This is a genomic window from Streptomyces sp. NBC_00659, from assembly GCF_036226925.1.
Lineage (GTDB): Bacteria > Actinomycetota > Actinomycetes > Streptomycetales > Streptomycetaceae > Streptomyces.
This window is the reverse complement of record NZ_CP109031.1, coordinates 6,238,485-6,258,272: the sequence shown is the minus strand read 5'-3', so window position 1 is coordinate 6,258,272 and position 19,788 is coordinate 6,238,485. Positions and strand designations below refer to the sequence as shown.

The window sequence follows — 19,788 nt, the reverse complement described above, 5'->3', positions numbered from 1 at the left end:
CAGGGGGCGCCCCGCGACTCGCGAGGCGCCCCCTGCCGCGGGCGGGCGGTGTCCGTCAGCCCTTGGTACCGCACTTGGGCAGGTCGGACGTCCGGCCCGCGTTGATGTCCTTGAGGGCCTTCATCGCGTCGTCGAGGGTGTCGACCTTGACGAGCCTGAGTCCGTCGGGGGTGTCCTCGGCGGCCTCGGCGCAGTTGTCCTTGGGCGTCAGGAAGTACTGGGCACCCTTGTTGCGCGCGCCGACCGTCTTCATGTCGATGCCGCCGATCGGGCCGACCTTGCCGTCGTCGTCGATCGTGCCGGTGCCGGCCACGAACTTGCCTCCGGTGAGGTTCCCCGGGGTGAGCTTGTCCACGATGCCGAGCGAGAACATCAGACCCGCGCTCGGGCCGCCGACGTCGGCGAGCTTGATGTCGATGGTGAACGGGAACGTGTGGTCGATCCCGGCCGAGATCCCGACGACCGCGCGGTCGGCGCTGTCGTCGTCGGACTTGACCGTGGTGATCGTCACATCCTTGGTCGCGGTCGCCGTCGTGTGTTCCTTCGTGGCGGCGGCCTGCTCCTTGGCGGGCACGATCCTGAACACGACCTTGTCACCGGGCTTGTGCTTGGTGACGAGTTTCCCGACGTCCTCGGGCTCCTTCACGGCCGTACCGTCGACGGCCTTGATCACGTCACCCGCGTGCAGCCGTCCCTCGGCCGGAGAGTCCTTGACGACGGTGGAGACGATCACCCAGGACTTCACGGGAATGCCCAGTTCCTTCAGGGCGGACACCTTGGCGCTCTCCTGCGACTGGCTGAACTCCTCGGCGTTCTCCTGCGTCGACTCCTGCTCGGTCTTGCCGTTCGGGTAGAGCGTGTCGTGCGGCACGATCTTGCTGTCGTGCGCCAGCCAGCCGTACACGGCCTCGACGAGGTTCATGTTGTAGTCGGCGCTCGTGACCCGGACCGTGGTCATGTTCAGGTGTCCGGTCGTCGGATACGTCTTGCGGCCCGAGATCTGCAGCACCGGCTCACCCTCGTGGTCACCCAGCGTGTTCACCGTGGGGCCCGGCGACATCTCCGAGTACGGCACTTTGATGAACACTCCCGCGCACAGGAGCGCGATCAGGATCAGGGTGGAGGCGAGCATCGTCGCGGTGCGGCGTGGCATGGAACGACAGTACGGGACGGTGGTGTAAGCGCACCGTCGGGGCCGTCCGTACGTGGTGGGCCCAGAATACGCCCGAAAGGCAAGGAAACGCGTGTTCCGGGCGGCACCCCGAGGCGCTCCGTAGGGTCCGGGCCGCCCGGGGCCACTCCGAGTCGGCTCGGGACGGTTCGGAGCCGCCCGGAACCTTCCCGGCGGGCCCGGGACGGTTCAGAACCGGCCGTGACAGCGGACACGGCCCCTCGAACGCACGGACGCGTCGCGCAAGCTCGGGGACCGACCGGTGGACCTCAGAGCGCGTCGGAGTGTGACTTCTCCCGGGCGTCGGTCCGCTCCATGGCCTCACGGAAGCGCGTGTATCCGGCGAGCTCGACACCGTCTCCCGCGGCCTTGCGATTCCGACCGGCCCAACTGCCCCACAGACCGGCACCGATCGCGGCCATCAGCGGAATCAGCAACCAGGCAAGCGCCGCCATGTCGACCTCCCAACCCCAAGAGCGACCGCTACTGATGATCAGCAGATTAACCATCCGCAGTGTCAACGCTCGCGGCAGGGCCCCGGTTACGCAACCGGACGGCGGTTATCAGTCGATCGGACCAGGATGGGTGCCGGATGGGTGCCGGTCACCGGAGGATCCGGCCGCTCTCAGCAGGCGCCCACCCATTCCTGCGAGCCGTCGGAGAACCTCTGGTGCTTCCAGATCGGCACCTCGTGCTTGAGGTCGTCGATGAGCTTGCGGCAGGCCTCGAAGGCCTCGCCACGGTGCGGGCAGGACACGGCGACGATCACGGCCAGGTCCCCGACCCGCAGGTCGCCCACCCGGTGAACGGCTGCCAGCGCCCGCACCGGATAGGCGGCCGCCACCTTCTCCGCGACGCGGCGCATCTCCGCCTCTGCGGTGGGGTGGGACGAGTACCCGAGCTCGTCGACGTCGGCGCCGCCGTCGTGATTCCGCACGGTCCCCACGAACAACGCGGTCCCCCCGGCGGCATCGTCCCCCACCGCCTTGAAGACCTCGTCCAGGGAGAGCGGTTCGTCGCGGATCGCGAGCAGCCTGATCGGGTCCTGCGCGGCCCGCTCACCGGGGTGGTCGTAGGTAGATGCCATGCCCCCATCGTGCCGCACCCCGCCGACCCGGTGGAATACGGCTTTCACCCGGCACGCACGCGTACCGCTTGGAGCCTCCTCCGGACGCGCCGGCACGACACGGCTCAGCTCAGCCGGGCGCGACCCTGCGCGGCCCTGCACGGCGGGGTCGGTCGGGGCCGACGCGGCGCAGCCCGGCACTGCACGCACGGGCGCAGCCCGGCACGGCGCAGCTCAGCGCGGCACGGCGGCTGGCTCTGCTCTGCGTGGGCCAGCGGCCCAGCGCGACGCGGCCCGCCGGGGACCGGTGCCCGGCGGGGTCCCGCGCCGCCCGTCGAGAACCGGCGCCGCGCGTCGAGAACCGGCGTGGCTTGTCGGCGGTCACCCCGGTGGCGTAGCGGCGCGGACCCATTGTCAGAACCTGCGCCGGGCCTTCCGGGCCCGGCGGACCACCGCCGCCGCGCCCAGCAGGGCCACCGTCGCGCCCGCAGCGCCCGCCGCGGTCGCGTCCTTGCGGCCCAGCCGCCGGCCGGCCACCGTGTGGCGCCCCGCGACCTCCTCCAGCAGCTCCGCCAGGACCTCCTCGTTGGTCCAGCGCGGCCGCCACCCGGCGTCGTGCAGGCGGCTCCCGCTCACCACCCAGGGGTACATCGTGTAGGCGAGGTCCCCGGCGGGCGAGGGAGTGAGCCCGATCCGGTGAAGCCGGGCGGCGGCGCCCAGCGCGACCGCGGAGGGAAGCTCCATCCGCCGGATCCCGCTCAGCTCCTCCACCTCCTCCTGCTCCAGCCAGCCGTCGCACCCGACGGCCAGCTCGCCCTCGACCTTCTCGACGACCGCGTACTCCAGCGCGGCGCACAGGTCCTCGACGTGACAGAACTGCCACGCGGGCCTCGACCCCGCCACGACCAGCAGCCGAGGAGACTCGAAATACCTGGTCAGCGCAGTGTCCGTACCCCCTCCGACGAGTACCGCGGGCCGTACGACGGTCACGTTCAGCCCAGGGTGCGCACGCGGCGCACGGCGCGCGAGCCGCTCGATCTCCAGCAGGTCGCCGACGCCCGTCGCCTCCGCCGTCGCCCGCAGTTCGGCGTCCTCGGACAGGGGCAGTTCGTTGTCGGGCAGCGCCCCGTAGACCATCGCCGACGTGCACAGCACGACCCGGTGGACCCCGGCCGCCGCGGCGGCGGTGAGCACGGTCTGCGTCCCCCGGACGTTGTAGGCGGTCCGGGCCGCCGCGTCCGTCTCCAGATCGAGGTCGAGCGCCAGATGGACCACGACGTCCGCCCCGCGCAGTTTCTCGGCGATCGCCGGGTCCCGGACGTCCAGGATGTGCCACTCGGCGTCGGCGCACTCGCCGCGCCGCTCGTCGATGGCGACGACCCGCTTGATCTCCTCGCTGGCGGCCAGCCGCTCGGTGAGCAGCGCGCCCACACCGGCCGCCGCGCCGGTGACCGCGACGACGGGGCCGCGCGAGGCTGGGCTGGTTGAGTGGTTTCGCGCTGCGCGAACCTGCGGATCTGGGGAACTCACCGGGCGTCTCCAGCGGTTGTCTTCAGTAATGGACGCGTCTGACGCGTCCCTACCAGTTGGCATCCATCCTGCCGCAGGCGACGAGTCGGCGAAGCACCGAGGCCCGATCGGGTTCAGGTGTCTACGCTGGGTGGTGTTGTGGGCAGCCGCCGTCGGAACGAACCGGCGGCCTTACCAGCCGAGGAATCCCGTGAGTGACACCCCATTCGGATTCGGCCTTCCGCCGGAGGAGCCGGACAACGGCGACGAGGGCAAGAAGAAGGACCAGCAGAGCGGTGGTGGTCAGGGACCGTTCGGTTTCGGGCCGCCCGGAGCCGGTGGTCCCGGAGCCGACAATCCGCTCGCAGCCATGTTCGGCTCGATGAACCCGAACGACCTGGGCGCCGCGTTCCAGCAACTGGGACAGATGCTCTCGTACGAGGGCGGCCCGGTGAACTGGGACATGGCCAAGCAGATCGCCCGGCAGACGGTCGCCCAGGGCACCTCCGACGGCACCAAGGACGCGAGCGTCGGCCCCGCCGAGCGACTCGCGGTCGAGGAGGCCGTCCGTCTGGCCGATCACTGGCTGGACGACGCGACGTCCCTGCCGTCCGGCGCGGCCTCCGCGCTGGCCTGGAGCCGGGCGGAGTGGGTCGAGGCGACCCTGCCGGTGTGGAAGGAGCTCGTCGACCCGGTCGCCGAGCGGGTCGGCGCGGCCATGGGCGATGTGCTGCCCGAGGAGATGCAGGCCATGGCGGGCCCGCTGATCGGCATGATGCGCTCCATGGGCGGCGCCATGTTCGGTACGCAGATCGGCCAGGCCGTCGGCGTGCTCGCCGGAGAGGTCGTCGGCTCGACCGACATCGGTCTGCCGCTCGGCCCGGTCGGCAAGGCCGCGCTGCTGCCGCTGAACATCGAGTCGTTCGGCAAGGACCTGAGCGTCCCCCAGGAAGAGGTACGGCTCTACCTCGCCCTGCGCGAGGCCGCCCACCAGCGCCTCTTCGCACACGTGCCGTGGCTGCGCTCGCACCTGTTCGGCGCTGTCGAGGGCTACGCGCGCGGGATCAAGGTCGACACCGCGAAGCTGGAGGACGTGGTCGGCCAGTTCGACCCGCAGAACCCCGAGGAGCTCCAGCAGGCACTCCAGCAGGGCATGTTCCAGCCCGAGGACACGCCGGAGCAGAAGGCGGCTTTGGCCCGCCTGGAGACGGCGCTCGCGCTGGTCGAGGGCTGGGTCGACGCGGTGGTCCACTCGGCGGCCAAGCCCCGGCTCTCGTCGGCCGACGCGCTGCGCGAGACGCTGCGCCGCCGCCGCGCCACGGGCGGTCCCGCCGAGCAGACGTTCGCCACCCTGATCGGTCTGGAGCTGCGCCCGCGCCGGCTCCGCGACGCCTCGCGCCTGTGGGCCTCGCTCACGGACGCGCGCGGTGTGGACGGCCGGGACGGCCTGTGGGCCCACCCGGACATGCTGCCGACGGCGTCCGACCTGGACGACCCGGACGGCTTCGTGCACCGCGAGCACATGGACTTCTCGGAGATCGACAAGATGCTCGGCGAGGCCGCGAGCGGCACCGCCGAGAAGCCGGACCTGAAGAAGCACGACGACTCGGAGGACTCCGGCAAGGGCGACGGCGCCGAGTGAGCCTGCACGACGACGCGGCCCTCGTGCTGAAGAGCCACGAGGGCCAGGAAGAGCTGCGCCAGGTCTATCTGGACCACCTGTCCGCGCACCCGGACGGGATGTGGAAGTCCTGCCGGGCCGGGCACCTCACGGCGAGCGCCCTGGTGATCGACCCGTCACGCGGCCGCGTCCTGCTGACGCTGCACCGCAAGCTCCGGATGTGGCTCCAGACGGGCGGGCACTGCGAGCCGGGCGACCCGACCCTGGCCGAGGCCGCCCTGCGCGAGGCGGCGGAGGAGTCGGGCATCGAGGGTCTGACCCTGCTGCCGGGCGGCCCCGTGACGCTGGACCGGCACGCCATCCCGGCGCCGTGCCACTGGCACCTGGACGTCCAGTACGCCGTCCTCGCCCCGGCCGACGCCGTCGAGGCCATCAGCGACGAGTCACTCGACCTGCGCTGGTTCGCCTACGACGAGGTCGCCGAGGCGGCCGACGATTCTGTCGTACGGCTCCTGGAGGCGGCCCGCGCCCGGCTGTGACCGGCACGCGGTCGGGCAGGGGTAAGGGGCGACCGCAAGAGCGGTCGCCCCTTACCCCTGCCCGACCTCCGCTCGCCCGGCCCGTCGCTTCCGGGACGGGCGGACGTCAGCTCCAGGCGTTGCCCTGGTTCTGCGCGTGCACGCCCTGCTGCCCCATGCCGTACTGGGCACGCAGCCCCTGGCCGATCGCCGCGTTCTGCGGCGGCAGCAGTTCGCTGGGCTGGATGAGCGCGTAACCGGTGCCCATGAAGCTGAGCTCCCAGCCCTCACCGGTGTTGCCCCGGCGCCGCCACACTCCGGAGGAGTGGGTCTGGGCCTGCATCTGCACGCGCAGACCGGTGGACCACGCGACGATCGCGTCGGCGTCGCAGTTGACGTACTTGTCCGGGGTGACCTGCATCATCAGCGGCATCCCGGAGGTCATCAGCGCGACCTTGCCGCGTCCCGTGATGTTGAGCTGGTACTTGCCGGAGCCGGAGATGCCGTACTGGCTGTCCACGGCGATGACCTCGTGGTGCAGACCGGAGTCCATCGCCAGCACATAGCTGCTGTCGACGGTGAGGCCGTCCTGCTCGATGTCGACCACGTGCACGTGCTGGCCGAGGTTGGCGAGGTAGACCGTGCCCTGGCCGTGACAGCGCATCAGGTCGAGGCCCTCGCCGGTGTGCGCACGCCCCCGGCGCTGGCCGTTGTTCTGGTACTCGGCGTCGAACTCGACGAGACCCTGGTACGCGACCATGGTGCCCTTGCGGGCGAGGATGTCGTCGTGACCCTCCAGGACGACGCGCAGCATCTGCGAGTTCTGCAGGCTGTAGCGGTCCTGGGTCTGCTGCTCGTTGTAGCCGAAAAGCGGGCTCTGCATGATGTCCTGCTCCCCCTCAGCCCCGGACTCGGAGGCGGTCGGTGCTGTCCTCGCTGGGCTGGACGACGACGATGCCCTGCCCGGAGAACGCCATCTGGTACGCCTCTCCGCTGCCGCGTCCGATCAGCGACTGCGCCTTGAAGCTGCGCTTGCCCTTCACCTTGAGGTTCGGGGACCAGGCGACGAGCGCGTCCGGGTCGACGTACGTCTCGTCCTCACCGCCGCCGCAGTCGACGACGATCGGCTTGCCGCGGGAGGTCAGCGCGACCCACCCCTGACCGGAGATCTTGGTGTTCCACAGACCCTGTCCGGCGAACTTGGCGAGTCCCTTCACGCGCTCGACGCCCCACGTGAGGTGAGCGTCGAAGGCGAGCAGATTCGTCGCGTTGACGGAGATCGCGTCCCCGTTGAGGTTGATCACGACGACGTTCGCCCCGTAGTCGGCGAGGTAGAGCAGGCCGTCGCCGGAGCACTTCATGAGGGGCGCGCCCTCGCCGGTCATCCAGTCACGGGCGATCTGGCGTACGGCGGGCGGGTTGGGCTCGTACTGGACGAACCCTTCGTAGGCGACCATCGACCCCACGCGCGCGAGGAGGTCGTTTCCGGTCTGCATGGCGACCTTCAGCATGTGATTGCCGTGGTTCTCCATGCGCGCGGTGACGGGCGCAGGGGCAAAGCCCGCGAGTGGCTGGTTCATGACGGGCTCCCTCAGACCTCGTACGGCTGGACGACGACGAAATTGCCTGGCGCGGCACGGAACTGGAGGTTCACGCTCTCGCCGGTGTCACCGGGGTAGGCGTTCCGGCGCATCCTCACCTGGCTGGAGACGATCACCTGCGCTGCGGCGGACCAGGCGACGACGGCGTTGCAGTCGGCGAACGTCGTGGGGGTCACCGGCAGGACGACGGGCGCGCCGTGCGTCTTGACGACGATGGTGCCCGTCCCCTGGAACTGCATCGTGAACAGCGCGCCCCCGGGGATGCCGTGCCCCTCGATGCGACGGACCTCGTACTGGAGGGACTCGTCGAAGGCGAGGACGTTCTCCGCGGAGACGCAGATCGCGTCCCCCTGGAGCTCGATGGGGTGCACATGGGTGGCGTTGTCGGCGAAGAACACCTGGCCCTGGCCGGTGCAGCGCATCAGCTGCATCTCCTGGCCGGTGGCGTTGCCCACGAGCCGGCCGGCGAACCCGGCGCCCTTGTAGCTGAAGTCGACCTTGCCCTGGTACAGCACCATGCTGCCCTGGCGGGCGAGTACGGGCTGGCCTCCGATGCCGAGGTCGACACGGATGAGCTTCTTGTTCTGCGGAGTCCACCGCTGACCGGTGGGCGTCTCCTTGAAGGCTCCCAGCGCCGCGGCCACGCCGGCCCCGCCCTGCGGAGCGCCCTGGGGTGCGCCGTAGGGGGACGGGGCTCCGGGCTGACCCGGGTACTGCCCGGGTGCCTGGCCGGGGATCTGGCCGTACGGCGGCTGCTGGCCGTAGCCGGGGGGCGCCGTCGGGGGCTGCTGACCGTATCCGGGAGGAGCGGTCGGTGCCTGCTGGCCGTAGCCGGGCGGCATGTGAGCCGTCTGGCCGGGCGGCTGCTGGCCGTAGCCGGGCGGGGGACCGGGCGGCTGCCCGTAGGGCGCGGGGCCCGGTGGCGGGACGGTGCCGCCCGGCGGGGTGTGCAGCGGCGCCACGATCGTCGGCGCGCCGTGCATCGAGGGCGCGGGTGCGGGCGCAGGGGCGTGCGGCGCGGCCCCGGGGGGCGGCGCGAAGCCCTGCGCGGGCGCCGGAGCGGGCGCCGGAGGCGCGCCGAACGTGGGCGCGGGGGCGCTCTGGGCGGGCGGGGCGAAGGACGGCGCGGCGCCTGGCTGCTGCTGAGGGGCGGCGGCGGGCTCCTCCTCGGCGACCTCGCCGCCGAAGTTCTTCAGCAGCGCGTCGAGACCGCCGTCGAAGCCCTGTCCCACCGCGGCGAAGCGCCAGACGTCCTTGAGGTAGAAGTCGCCCAGCATCACGGCGCGCTCGGTGGAGAACTCGGCACCGCTGAACGCGTACCGGGCCACCTCCTCGCCGCCCGCGACGACACGGAGGTATCCGGGAGCGATCTGCGACATCTGTCCGGCACCGTCGAGCGTAGCCGTGAAGGACAGCTTCTGGATCTGCGCCGGAATCCGGTCGAGGGTGACCCGGAAGGACTCCGTGTCGCCTGACTGCGCGCCGAGCAGCTGAATGGACTCCTCGGGGGACTTCGGCTGGTTGAAGAAGACGAAGTACCGGTCGTCCGTCAGCCGTTCGTCGGCGTCCAGACCGAAGCAGCTGATGTCGAAGGTGAGTCCGGGGCCGGTGATCTGTACGCCTACGTACAGGTCCGTGCCCGCGGTGAGGTCACTGATCTTGGCCTTGTGGCCGCGTTGGAATTCCCTGGCCATGCGTAACGACCGTCCCCCATCCCGAATGCGAGTGCGTCGCGCCAGGCTAACGGCAAAGTCCGGAAGTGGACGAAGCCGGTACAGACCCGGTACACAATCGCACTCCGGACGGGACGGTCCGCGCGCCCCTACTCGTCGCGTCCCGCCGGGAGGTGGGGCAGCCGCTCCGCGGCGACGACGCCCTCGAGATAGCCGCGGGCGCGCTCGGTGCGCGGATAGGCCTCCAGGAGCCGCCAGAATCGGGGCCCGTGACCGGGTACGAGCAGATGGGCGAGCTCGTGGAGGAGGACGTAGTCGACGACGTACTCGGGCATGCCCTGCAACCGGTGCGACAGACGGATGCTGCCCTCTGCGGGGGTGCAGGAGCCCCAGCGGGTGTTCTGGTTGGTGACCCAGCGCACCGACTTGGGCCGCGCGCGACCGTCGAAGTAATGGGCCGACAGCCGCTCGGCGCGTTCGGCCAGCTCGGTGTCGCCGAGCACCCGTCGGTTTTCCTGGGCGGCCAGTTTGTCGAGCATGACGGTCACCCAGCGCTTCTCCTCCGCCTCGGACATCCGGGCGGGGATGAGGACGACGGTGCGGTCGCCCTCTCGGTACGCGGAGACCGTTCTGCGCCGTCGGGCGCTCCTGCGGACCTCGATCGCGCTCGCCCCCGAACCGCTCGGCGGCGGGCTCGTCGTGCTGCGCTGTGATGTCGCGGCGCTGTGCGGTGGGTCGGCGGGCACGCCCCGACGTTACCTGCTGCACATGGCTGAAGTCCCGCCCCCGGGACGGTTCGGTGCCGATCCGCGCTCTGCCCGTCTGATTCGTACGACGAACGGTGCCGTCTGTGGACAACTTTCGGCGGGTTCCGGCGGGCACGGGCATGCTGGCACTCGGTCCGCGCTGCGGGAGTGCGTCGCGGACATACGGGGACGTACTACGGGTCTACGGGGGTAGGTCATGCATCCGATCGTGAAGCCCGCTCTGCGGCGCGGCTGGCGGGATCTCAACACCGTGCAGTTCGGGATGACACCGGCGCACGCGATGGTGCTGGGCCCGATGGACACGGCGACAGGCAGCTTCCTCGAACTGCTCGACGGGACACGCGGAATGCCGCTGCTGCGCGAGCAGGGACGCGAGATGGGACTGCCCGACGGCCATGTGGACGGGCTGGTCGACCGGCTGGCCGGGTCCGGCCTCCTGGACGACACGACCGGGGGCGGCCCGAACGCGGACGCTCTGCGCGAGAGGAAGGAGGTCATGGACCGGCTGCGGCCGGACCTCGCCTCCCTCTCCCTTCTCTCTCGCGAGCCGGGCGGGGCCGTCGAGCGCCTGGCCGCCCGCCGCCACCTGCGCGTACGGGTGCGGGGCGCCGGCCGGGTGGGGGTCCTGCTGGCCGCGCTGCTCGCGGGTGCCGGTGTGGGCGAGGTCGAGGTGCGTGACCTCGGCCGTGTCGAACCGTGGGACGTGGCGCCCGGCGGCCTTCCTGTCGAGTCCATCGGCGAACGCCGGGAGGAAGCCGCCCGGCGGGCGGTGCGCCGCGCCGCCCCTGACCGTCCTCCCCGCGCGTCCGCCAGGGACGACAAGGGGGAGGAGACGCGCGGACTGTCCCTCGTGATCCTCGCTCCCCGGGACGGCCTCGCCGTCCACGCGCCGGACCCCGCCGCGGCCGAGGGCCTGATCGCCTCGGGAACGCCCCACCTCTACGCGGGGGTCGCCGAAGCGACCGGAGTCGTGGGTCCCCTGGTCCTGCCGGGCGACACGGGCTGCGCGGGCTGCCTGGACCAGCGGCGCGCCGACATGGATCCGACCTGGCCGCGGCTGGTCGCGCAGTGGCGCTCCGGGCGGCAGCGCCGGGTGGCGGCGTGCGATCTCGCCCTGTCCGCGGTGGTCGCCGGACTCTCCGCGAGCCACGCGCTCACCTTCCTGGACGGGGATCCGCCCGCCTGCACGGGGGCCCGCTGGGAGGCGTCACTGCCCGGATGCGAGTGGCGGTCGACACAGGTCCGGGCGCACCCCGCCTGCTCCTGCGGCACCGCTGCGAAAACAAATGGTGAGCGAACCCCCGAGGACGGCGAAGCACACGCAACAATGTCAGGGCGACAGCCGCACGCGGCACAGCTTGCTGGGACCTGGAGGGCGCATGTCTGATCTTCCCCGGAAGGCAGTCACCCGGACTGCCAAACTGGCCGCGCTGCCACTCGGCTTCGCCGGGCGGGCGACCTGGGGACTCGGGAAGCGGATCGGCGGGAAGTCGGCGGAGATCGTGGGCCGCGAACTCCAGCAGCGCACGGCCGAACAGCTCTTCAAGGTCCTCGGAGAGCTGAAGGGCGGTGCGATGAAGTTCGGGCAGGCAATGTCCGTGTTCGAGTCGGCGCTGCCGGAGGAGATCGCGGGCCCTTACCGTGCGGCGCTGACGAAACTCCAGGACGCGGCACCTCCCATGCCGACGCGCACGGTCCACTCCGTTCTGGAGGAGCGGCTCGGCGCGGACTGGGCCGAGCTGTTCGTGGAGTTCGAGGACAAGCCGTCGGCGGCCGCCTCGATCGGCCAGGTGCACCGGGCGGTGTGGCACGACGGACGTGAGGTCGCCGTCAAGGTGCAGTATCCGGGGGCGGGCGAGGCCCTTCTGTCCGACCTGACCCAACTCAGCCGATTCGCCCGGCTCCTGGGGCCCCTGATCCCCGGAATGGACATCAAGCCGCTCATCACGGAGCTGCGCGACCGGGTCTCCGAGGAACTCGACTACGGCCTGGAGGCGCAGGCCCAGGCAGCGCACGCCGAGGAGTTCGCGGACGACCCGGACGTGCTGGTGCCCGCGGTGGTCCACCAGTGCGAGCAGGTCCTGGTGACGGAGTGGATCGACGGTGTGCCGCTGTCGGAGGTGATCACCGACGGCACGCCGGAACAGCGGGACCGCGCCGGCCAGTTGCTGGCCCGGTTCCTCTTCTCGGGCCCGGCGCGCACCGGCCTGCTGCACGCCGATCCGCACCCGGGCAACTTCCGTCTCCTGCCGGACGGGGAGGGCGGCTGGCGACTGGGTGTCCTGGACTTCGGCACGGTGGACCGGCTTCCCGGCGGCCTGCCCCAGCCGATCGGCGATTCCCTCCGGATGACCTTGGACGGCGACGCCGAGTCGGTCTACGAACTGCTCTGTGAGGAAGGCTTCGTCAAGGAGTCGATAGACCTCGCACCCGACGCGGTCCTGGACTATCTGCTGCCGATCATCGAACCGGCCGAGGTGGAGGAGTTCACCTTCACCCGAGGCTGGATGCGCAACCAGGCCGCCCGCATCGCCGACCCGCGCTCCCCCGCCCATCAGTTGGGCAGGCAGTTGAACCTGCCGCCCGCGTATCTCCTCATACACCGGGTGACCCTCAGCACCATAGGTGTCCTGTGCCAGCTCGGCGCGACGGTCAGGCTGCGCGACGAACTGGAGGAGTGGCTGCCGGGGTTCGTGCCGGAGGAGGACCTGGAGGCCCAGGACCTGGGAGCCGAGGTGCTGGAGGTCGAGGTGCTGGGCGAGGAAGTGGCGGCCGCCGAGGCGTGAGTCCGCGTCCCGCCGCGGACCGGCCGGGGCGGAAGGAGCGGCCGTCGGGCCCGGCCGGCGGGGTGGGAGGGTCGTCGGGTCCGGCTACCACCAGGCCGAGTCGAGACGGCCCTCGATCGCTCTGAGGTTGCTGCGGGCGCAGTCGTCGCAGAAGTAGTGGCGGGTGCCGTTCTCGACGGAACAGGTCCACGTCGGCCGGGGGCCGGTGGCCGTGGTGCCGCAGTGGGCGCACACGATCTTCTCGGCTTCGTCGGCGTCGGGCTTCGATGCGGGGCCGGTGCTGTCACTGTCTTCGGGAAGACTCGTCACTCGGGCGACGATATCGCCGCGGCGGGCGGTTCGCGCGGTGCAACGCACCGCGGGGGCCGGTCCGTTCGGACCGGCCCCCGCGGGCTTTCCTGCCTGTGTGTGCTGCGACTGCAACGGCTGCTACGACGGCGTGCGTCGATTACTGCATGACCGCCATGGCCAGCGCGCGCCGGGCTCGCATCGAAGCGCGCTCGGCCCTGCGCTGCATGCGGCGAGCGGTCACGAGGCGCATGGCCCGGCGTTCCTGCTCGGCCTGGTGCAGTCGCTCGTGCATATGCGCACGAGCCAAGGCTTCTGGGATGAGTTGCATCTCTCGGGTCCTGTTCTGGCGCGAGTCGTTCGCGCCGGTGCTGGCGAAGTCTGGGGTCGCGGAGCCTGCGGGCTCGCTCGTGAACGGCTTCATCGGGGCCTGCTTCTTGGGGTCGTGCGTCAGGGGGCGGTCGATCGTTCCTCGGATGTTCATACCGCGACCGGGTTCTTGCGCGGGCGGCCACGCGGCCGCTTGCGGGCCACGACAACACCCTGGACGAAGAGCTCGCCACCCCAGACGCCCCAGGGCTCACGCCGCTCCTTGGCGCCGGCGAGGCAGGCCTCCATCAGCGGGCAGGTGCGGCAGAGGGACTTGGCGTACTCGACATCGGCCGGCGACTCGGCGAAGAAGACCTCCGGGTCGTAGGAACGGCAGGGGACGGGCACGCCGAGGTTCTCGATGGCGTCGTCGAGCGCGGTGAGCGCGGTGAGGGGGATCAAGGTGGAGTCCTCCGTGAGGCCGGGCGGGGGGATCGTTTCGGAAGGCGGTACGGACGGGGCGTGCGCTTCGAGTTGCACGGTTCGTCTTCCTCGTCTGGTCGTGCCGGCCGGGGTCGGCCGGTTGGCGGCTGGTACCGGGTTCTTTTCTTGTCCCGAGGCCCCTTCGCTCTGCCGTCCCCGGTCGGGGACAAACAGAAGGGCCGCGGATCCCGGGTGGGGTTCCGCGGCCCTGAAGGCGCCGGCCTGATGGTGGATCAGGCTGGATCACTCCAGGGTTCAGGCCCACGGAAGGCCCACATCGTGTGGTGCTGCTGCGTCTGCTTCAGGGATCCGGCACCGGCTGCCGCAAAGGCATAGGCATGTGCTTCTGCCACTACTGCCGCTTCCAGTGCCTGAATCGGTCGCTCATTGCGCTCACGGACGGGAAGACCCGTGAGAGACAGGGAGGACGCCGGCCGGACGGCAGGAATGCCGGACAGACCGGTACCCAGGTTCGAGACGCCGAGCGGGCACATGGAGACGACGACCGAGGGATCGGTCATTTTCACGGTGTTGATGAAGCTGGTGTCGATGCTGATCACTGGAATCGCCTCCTCTCGGCGTCTTGGGGGACCGGGGCGAACCGATCCGACGGATATTAAGTACAGCACGGAACCAGGGCCTTCGAGAAGGCCGCTGCTGCCGTGGTTAAGAACCTATGGGGATTGCCGGGGCATGCGCAAACTATTTTCCCGACGAGTTTGAATCAGTTGCCCTCACCGTGTTCCGCGACCTCCCGACCTGCACAGATGGCCAGAACGTCGGCTCCAAAACGGTTCAGTTTGCGGACACCGACGCCGGGGATGCGAGCGAGCTCGCCCTCGTCGTCCGGCGCGGTCTCCGCGATCGCCATCAGTGTCCTGTCGGTGAAGACGCAGAACGCGGGCTGCCCGCTGCGCTCCGCCTGCACCGCGCGCCACTCGCGCAGCCGCTCGTAGAGACCCTCGTCCATGTCGGAGGGGCAGCCGTCGCAGCGCATCAGCTTCATCTCGCCTGCGTCGGTGAGCGTGCGGCCGCACACCCGGCAGCGCGCGGGGCTGCGGCTCGTACGCCGTTCTGCGACGAGGCCTGTTCTCGCGGCGCCGCGCTCGATACCGCCGCCGACGGCGCCGGCGCGACCGCCCGCCATGGCGACGGAGCCGGGACGCAGACCGTCGAGGAACCGGCTGGGGCGCCGGCCCGCGCGGCCTCCGGGCGAGCGGGCGAGCGCCCAGGAGACGAAGAGGTGCTCTCTGGCGCGGGTGACACCGACGTAGAGCAGGCGGCGCTCCTCCTCGATCTGTTCTTCGGTCTTTGCGTAGGTGATCGGCATCATGCCCTCGGCGACCCCCACCAGGAAGACGACGTCCCACTCCAGTCCCTTGGAGGAGTGCAGGGAGGCGAGGGTGACACCCTGCACGGTCGGGGCGTGCTGGGCACTCGCGCGTTCGTCGAGTTCGGCCACCAGGTCGCCGAGCGTCGCGCCGGGCTTGGCGATCGCGAAGTCCTGCGCGAGGTTCACCAGGGCGGCCAGCGACTCCCAGCGCTCTCTGACCGCGCCGGAGCCCGCCGGGGGCTTACCGGTCCAGCCCTCTCCCGAGAGCACGGCACGGACCTGCGACGGCAGGTCGACGGCGTCGTCGAGGAGCGAGTCGTTGCCGCCGAAACGGGCCGCGGCGCGCAGGGCCGCACCCGCCTTGCGCACCTCGGGGCGGTCGAAGAACCGCTCGGCGCCGCGCAACTGGTAGGACACACCCGCGTCGGCGAGCGCCTGTTCGTAGGTCTCGGACTGGGAGTTCGTGCGGAACAGGATCGCGATCTCGCCGACGGGGACGCCCGAGGCGATGAGATCGCGGATGCGGCGTGCGGCGCCCTCGGCCTCGGTGGGCTCGTCCGTGTACTCGGCGTAGACGGGCTCGGCGCCCGGGGGCCGCTGGGAGATCAGTTCGAGACGGTGCTCGGCGGCCCGGCCGCGGGCCTGGGACAGCAGTCCGTTGGCCAGGTGGACGACCTGGGGCGAGGAGCGGTAGTCGCGGACGAGCTTGACGACGGTGGCTCCGGGATGGCGGGTACGGAAGTCGAGAAGGTGGTCGGGGGTTGCACCGGTGAACGAGTAGATCGTCTGGCTGGCGTCGCCCACCACGCAGAGGCTGTCCCGCTCGCCGAGCCACAGCTCCAGGAGGCGCTGTTGGAGCGGGCTGACGTCCTGGTACTCGTCGACCACGAAGTGCTGGTACTGGGAGCGGACCTGCTCGGCGATGTCGTGCCGGTCCTGGAGGATGGCGACCGTGAGCAGCAGGACGTCCTCGAAGTCGATGACCGCGCGGTCACGCTTGAGGTCCTCGTACGCCGAGTAGATCTTGGCGGTCTCGGCCGGGTCCCGGGGGGCTTCGCGTCCGGCGCGGGCAGCGGCCGCGGCGTAGTCGGCGGGGATGGTCTGGGTGACCTTGCACCACTCGATCTCGCCCGTGACGTCCCGCAGCTCTCCCCGGTCGAGGCGGATGCGGCAGGCGGCCGCCGCGTCCGCGACGAGCTGGATCTTGCGGTCCACGAGCCGGGGCAGTCCGCCACCGACGGCTTTCGGCCAGAAGTACTGGAGCTGGCGCAGCGCGGCCGAGTGGAAGGTGCGGGCCTGGACTCCTCCGGCGCCGAGCTGGCGCAGCCGTCCGCGCATCTCTCCCGCGGCCCGGTTGGTGAAGGTGACCGCGAGCACGCTGGAGGGCTGGAGGATCCCTGCGCGCACCCCGTAGGCGATGCGGTGGGTGATCGCCCGCGTCTTGCCCGTGCCGGCTCCCGCCAGCACGCACACCGGACCGTGCAGGGCGGTCGCGACCGCGCGCTGCTCGGGGTCGAGCCCGTCGAGCACCGCGTCGGCCGTGTCCGGAACCTGCGGGAAGAGGGTGGAGTGCGTTGCTGCTGTCACACAGCCATGCTGCCAGGTCGGCGGAGGCGGGTGAGCCGGTTGTCCACAGGGAGACGGCTGCGGTCGTACGAATGCGGCGAGCGTCACGTGCGCCGCGTGTGCCGGAGTCGCCTTTCGGCCATGCCCCGGTGCCATGCTCCTGCTTCGCCGCGGCCGTCTCGCCTGCGGTGGGACACGGGTGCGGCGAGCGTCACGTCCCGGCGGACGTCCCCGATACCCCCCACGGGAATGGTGACAGGATGACCTGCGTTCCACTTGCAGCGACCACGCACCCCAAGCCGTGAAGGAGCGCATGAGACATGCAGGGCACTGTGACGATGTACAGCACCACGTGGTGCGGCTACTGCCGTCGGCTCAAGAGCCAGATGGACCGTGAGGGCATCGCGTACAACGAGATCAACATCGAGCAGGACCCGCAGTCCGCGGCGTTCGTCGAGAAGGCGAACGGCGGCAACCAGACCGTTCCGACGGTCCTGGTGGTCGCCGCCGGCGGCGCCGAGGTCGTCATGACGAACCCGAGTCTCGCCCAGGTGAAGCAGGCCCTCACCGCCTGAGCTCACGCGCGCACGGCAATGCCCCTCCGGCGAGCTCGCCGGAGGGGCAGCGTCATGTCCGGGGCCCGCTCAGGGGGCGTTGCGGGTCGGCAGGGGCTTGCCGTACCAGAGCTCGATCAGGCGGGCCGCGATCGAGATTCCGTAGGGAGGCAGCACCTCCCCGGACTCGAAGGCGGACCGCAGGTCGTCCCGGGAGAACCAGCGGGCTTCCTCGATCTCCTCGCCGTCGACGTCGATCTCCGACGAGGTGGCGCGGGCCCGGAAGCCCAGCATGAGGCTGGAGGGGAACGGCCAGGGCTGGCTGGCGACATAGTCGACCTCGCCGACCGTGACCCCGACCTCCTCGAAGACCTCACGGCGCACCGACTGCTCGATCGACTCTCCGGGCTCGACGAAGCCCGCGAGGGTGGAGAAGCGGCCTTCGGGCCAGTGCACCTGCCGGCCCAGCAGGATGCGGTCCTCGTCGTCCGTGACGGCCATGATCACGGCCGGGTCGGTGCGCGGGTAGTGCTCGGCGCCGCACGCCGGGCAGCGGCGGATGTGACCGGCGGCCGCGATGACGGTGCGCTCGCCGCAGCGGGAGCAGAAGCGGTGCAGTCGCTGCCAGTTCTCCAGCGCGACCGCGTGGGCCATCAGACCTGCGTCGCGCGGGGACAGCAGGAGACCGGCCTCGCGCAGGCCCGCCGGGCGGGCGGACTGGTCGATACGGCCGGGAAGCGCGTCCTTCTGGAGCGCGAAGTAGCTCACCCCGTCGTCGTCCGTGCCCAGGAAATAGCGGTGGGCCTCGGTGAGCGGGGCCTCGAAGGAGGGCGTCATCAGCAGTTCGGTGGTGCCGTCGGCCATCTCGTCGATGAGCACCTGACCGCCGGAGACCACGAAGGCGCGGGTCGTGGGGTGGCTCCAGGCCGCCGCGAGCCAGGCCTCGTCGAGCCGGTGGTGGGCGGCCCGGTCAATGCCGCTCGGAGCGGTGAGCGAGATGGGACGGTCGGCACTGTGGTCGGTCCAGGTGGTCACGGATGCTTCCAACTCCCCCGGTGGAACGGTTGTTTCGGCGGGCGGTTCAGCAGGACGCGCGTGCGGTGCGCTCTTGGGGCTGCGGTTCGGCTTGTTCAGTGTGTCTCGCGCCAGTTCTCGGCGAGGTCGCCCCACAGGTAGGCGGCCGTCTCCACGCCCTTCATGAGGAGGTCGAGTTCGACCTTCTCGTTGGGGGCGTGCCAGCCGTCGGAGGGAACGGAGATGCCCAGGAAGAGCACCGGGGCGCCGAAAACTTCCTGGAGGTCGGCCGCCGGTCCCGATCCGCCCTCGCGGGTGTAGCGGACCGGCTGCTCGAAGGCCCGGCCCATGGCGCGTACGACGGACTGCAGGGCGGGGTGGTCGAGCGGGGTCAGGCACGGGCGGGTGGACGGGCTGAAGGTGATCTCGTGCCGGATGCCGTCGGGCACCTGCTCGGCCGCCCAGGCGCGTACGGCCTTCTCGATGTGGTCCGGGTCCTGCCCGGCGACGAGCCGGAAGGAGAGCTTGACCAGGGCCGAGGACGGGATGATCGTCTTGCTGCCCGCGCCCTGGTAGCCGCCGCCGATGCCGTTGACCTCGGCGGTCGGGCGGGCCCAGACGCGCTCCAGGGTGGTGTGACCGGCCTCTCCGTGGGTGGCCGTCGACCTGGCCGTGCGCAGCCATCGCTCCTCGTCGAAGGGCAGTTCGGCGAAGAGTTCGCGCTCGCGGTCGGTGAGTTCGGTGAGCCCGTCGTAGAAGCCGGGTACGGCCACGCGCGCGTGCTCGTCGTGCAGGGCCGCGACCAGGCGGGCGACCGCGGTGGCGGGGTTGGGCACGGCGCCGCCGAAGGATCCGGAGTGGATGTCCTGCTCGGGTCCGTGCAGGACGATCTCGCACTCGGCGAGGCCCCGCATGCCCGTACAGACGGTGGGGGTGTCCTCGGACCACATGCCGGTGTCGGAGACGATCACGGCGTCGGCGGCGAGCCGCCGCGCGTGCTTCTCGACGAGCTCGCGGAAGTGCGGGGAGCCGGACTCCTCCTCGCCCTCGATCAGCAGCTTGAGGTGCACGGCCGGGGTGGTGCGCCCCGTGGCGGCGAGGTGGGCCCGGACGCCGAGTGTGTGGAAGAACACCTGGCCCTTGTCGTCCGCGGCCCCGCGCGCGTGGAGGCGGTTGCCCCGGATCACCGGCTCGAAGGGGTCGGTGTCCCAGCCGTCCTCGCGGGCGGCGGGCTGAACGTCGTGGTGTCCGTAGACGAGGACCGTGGGTGCGTCGGGGTCCGCGGAGGGCCACTCGGCGAAGACGGCGGGCGCGCCCGCCGTCGGCCAGACCTCACAGGTCGGGAAGCCGGTCTCCCGGAGTTTGGCGGCGAGCCAGTCGGCGCTGCGTGCCACGTCCGCGGCGTGCTCGGGCTGAGCCGAGACCGAGGGGATGCGCAGCCACCGACCGAGGTCGTCGAGGAAGGCGGCGCGGTGGGTCTCGATGTACGTACGGACGGTGCTGACGGCGTTGTCAACGGGCTTGCTCAT

The 19,788-nt window shown here is 71.1% G+C and carries 20 protein-coding genes; 5 read left to right on the top strand and 15 right to left on the bottom strand.

Translation table 11 applies throughout. The annotated features are described in order from the left end of the window. Positions 1 to 55: 55 nt before the first annotated feature. The 4 genes from OG410_RS27415 to OG410_RS27400 form a co-directional block, all read right to left on the bottom strand. The gene (locus OG410_RS27415; protein WP_329301572.1) at positions 56 to 1,153 is read right to left on the bottom strand and encodes a YlbL family protein; all 1,098 of its coding nucleotides are present in this window, start codon (positions 1,151 to 1,153) and stop codon (positions 56 to 58) included. Positions 1,154 to 1,440: 287 nt separating this feature from the next. Beyond that, on the bottom strand, positions 1,441 to 1,626 hold the full coding sequence (locus OG410_RS27410; protein ID WP_326785623.1) for a hypothetical protein: 186 nt from the start codon (positions 1,624 to 1,626) through the stop codon (positions 1,441 to 1,443). Positions 1,627 to 1,796: 170 nt separating this feature from the next. After that, positions 1,797 to 2,258, bottom strand: a complete 462-nt coding sequence (locus OG410_RS27405; RefSeq protein ID WP_328671312.1) for a molybdenum cofactor biosynthesis protein MoaE — start codon at positions 2,256 to 2,258, stop codon at positions 1,797 to 1,799. 393 nt (positions 2,259 to 2,651) lie between these two features. Beyond that, positions 2,652 to 3,767, bottom strand: coding sequence for an SDR family oxidoreductase (locus tag OG410_RS27400; RefSeq protein ID WP_328448447.1), 1,116 nt, complete (start codon positions 3,765 to 3,767; stop codon positions 2,652 to 2,654). Positions 3,768 to 3,957: 190 nt separating this feature from the next. Here OG410_RS27400 and OG410_RS27395 point away from each other — a divergent pair, with 190 nt between their 5' ends. After that, complete coding sequence (locus OG410_RS27395; protein WP_329301571.1) at positions 3,958 to 5,388, top strand: zinc-dependent metalloprotease; 1,431 nt, start codon at positions 3,958 to 3,960, stop codon at positions 5,386 to 5,388. Then, positions 5,385 to 5,906, top strand: a complete 522-nt coding sequence (locus OG410_RS27390; protein WP_329301570.1) for an NUDIX hydrolase — start codon at positions 5,385 to 5,387, stop codon at positions 5,904 to 5,906. The genes OG410_RS27395 and OG410_RS27390 overlap by 4 nt, the downstream gene beginning before the upstream one ends. 106 nt (positions 5,907 to 6,012) lie before the next feature. Here OG410_RS27390 and OG410_RS27385 read toward each other — a convergent pair whose 3' ends face one another. The 4 genes from OG410_RS27385 to OG410_RS27370 all read right to left on the bottom strand — a co-directional run bounded on the left by OG410_RS27385 (position 6,013) and on the right by OG410_RS27370 (position 9,905). Then, positions 6,013 to 6,768 (bottom strand): AIM24 family protein, encoded by a 756-nt coding sequence (locus tag OG410_RS27385; RefSeq protein WP_329301569.1) that lies wholly within the window; start codon positions 6,766 to 6,768, stop codon positions 6,013 to 6,015. 16 nt (positions 6,769 to 6,784) lie between these two features. After that, entirely contained in the window at positions 6,785 to 7,465 is a 681-nt protein-coding gene (locus OG410_RS27380) for an AIM24 family protein (RefSeq protein WP_326785629.1), read from the bottom strand. Between the two features lie 11 nt (positions 7,466 to 7,476). Beyond that, the gene (locus OG410_RS27375) at positions 7,477 to 9,180 is read right to left on the bottom strand and encodes a TerD family protein (RefSeq protein ID WP_329301568.1); all 1,704 of its coding nucleotides are present in this window, start codon (positions 9,178 to 9,180) and stop codon (positions 7,477 to 7,479) included. A 128-nt stretch (positions 9,181 to 9,308) separates the two neighbouring features. Beyond that, positions 9,309 to 9,905: a M48 metallopeptidase family protein gene (locus OG410_RS27370; protein WP_329301567.1), complete on the bottom strand. Its 597-nt coding sequence runs from the start codon at positions 9,903 to 9,905 to the stop codon at positions 9,309 to 9,311. A gap of 217 nt (positions 9,906 to 10,122) precedes the next feature. On the opposite strand from OG410_RS27370, the gene OG410_RS27365 reads away from it, so the two are divergent. Both OG410_RS27365 and OG410_RS27360 read left to right on the top strand, forming a co-directional pair. Further along, positions 10,123 to 11,313 carry a TOMM precursor leader peptide-binding protein gene (locus OG410_RS27365; protein ID WP_329301566.1) on the top strand — a complete coding sequence of 397 codons (1,191 nt, stop codon included), beginning with the start codon at positions 10,123 to 10,125 and terminating at the stop codon, positions 11,311 to 11,313. Then, positions 11,306 to 12,712, top strand: coding sequence for an ABC1 kinase family protein (locus tag OG410_RS27360; RefSeq protein WP_329301565.1), 1,407 nt, complete (start codon positions 11,306 to 11,308; stop codon positions 12,710 to 12,712). The genes OG410_RS27365 and OG410_RS27360 overlap by 8 nt, the downstream gene beginning before the upstream one ends. Positions 12,713 to 12,796: 84 nt before the next feature. Here OG410_RS27360 and OG410_RS27355 read toward each other — a convergent pair whose 3' ends face one another. From OG410_RS27355 to OG410_RS27335, 5 genes are all read right to left on the bottom strand, one after another. Next, on the bottom strand, positions 12,797 to 13,021 hold the full coding sequence (locus tag OG410_RS27355; RefSeq protein ID WP_329301564.1) for a hypothetical protein: 225 nt from the start codon (positions 13,019 to 13,021) through the stop codon (positions 12,797 to 12,799). Between the two features lie 139 nt (positions 13,022 to 13,160). Beyond that, positions 13,161 to 13,484, bottom strand: coding sequence for a hypothetical protein (locus OG410_RS27350; RefSeq protein WP_329301563.1), 324 nt, complete (start codon positions 13,482 to 13,484; stop codon positions 13,161 to 13,163). Then, positions 13,481 to 13,849 (bottom strand): WhiB family transcriptional regulator, encoded by a 369-nt coding sequence (locus OG410_RS27345; protein WP_328448466.1) that lies wholly within the window; start codon positions 13,847 to 13,849, stop codon positions 13,481 to 13,483. The genes OG410_RS27350 and OG410_RS27345 overlap by 4 nt, the downstream gene beginning before the upstream one ends. Before the next feature lie 176 nt (positions 13,850 to 14,025). Then, a complete protein-coding gene (locus tag OG410_RS27340) occupies positions 14,026 to 14,352 on the bottom strand; it encodes a hypothetical protein (RefSeq protein WP_329301562.1) in 327 nt (108 codons plus the stop codon). A gap of 164 nt (positions 14,353 to 14,516) precedes the next feature. Further along, a complete protein-coding gene (locus OG410_RS27335; protein ID WP_329301561.1) occupies positions 14,517 to 16,712 on the bottom strand; it encodes an ATP-dependent DNA helicase UvrD2 in 2,196 nt (731 codons plus the stop codon). Between the two features lie 299 nt (positions 16,713 to 17,011). Here OG410_RS27335 and OG410_RS27330 point away from each other — a divergent pair, with 299 nt between their 5' ends. Further along, positions 17,012 to 17,266: a mycoredoxin gene (locus OG410_RS27330; RefSeq protein ID WP_326785638.1), complete on the top strand. Its 255-nt coding sequence runs from the start codon at positions 17,012 to 17,014 to the stop codon at positions 17,264 to 17,266. A gap of 69 nt (positions 17,267 to 17,335) precedes the next feature. Here the strand turns inward: OG410_RS27330 and nudC are convergent, their stop codons facing one another. Next, complete coding sequence (nudC, locus tag OG410_RS27325) at positions 17,336 to 18,280, bottom strand: NAD(+) diphosphatase (RefSeq protein WP_329301560.1); 945 nt, start codon at positions 18,278 to 18,280, stop codon at positions 17,336 to 17,338. 95 nt (positions 18,281 to 18,375) lie between these two features. Further along, a complete protein-coding gene (locus OG410_RS27320; RefSeq protein WP_329301559.1) occupies positions 18,376 to 19,788 on the bottom strand; it encodes a dipeptidase in 1,413 nt (470 codons plus the stop codon).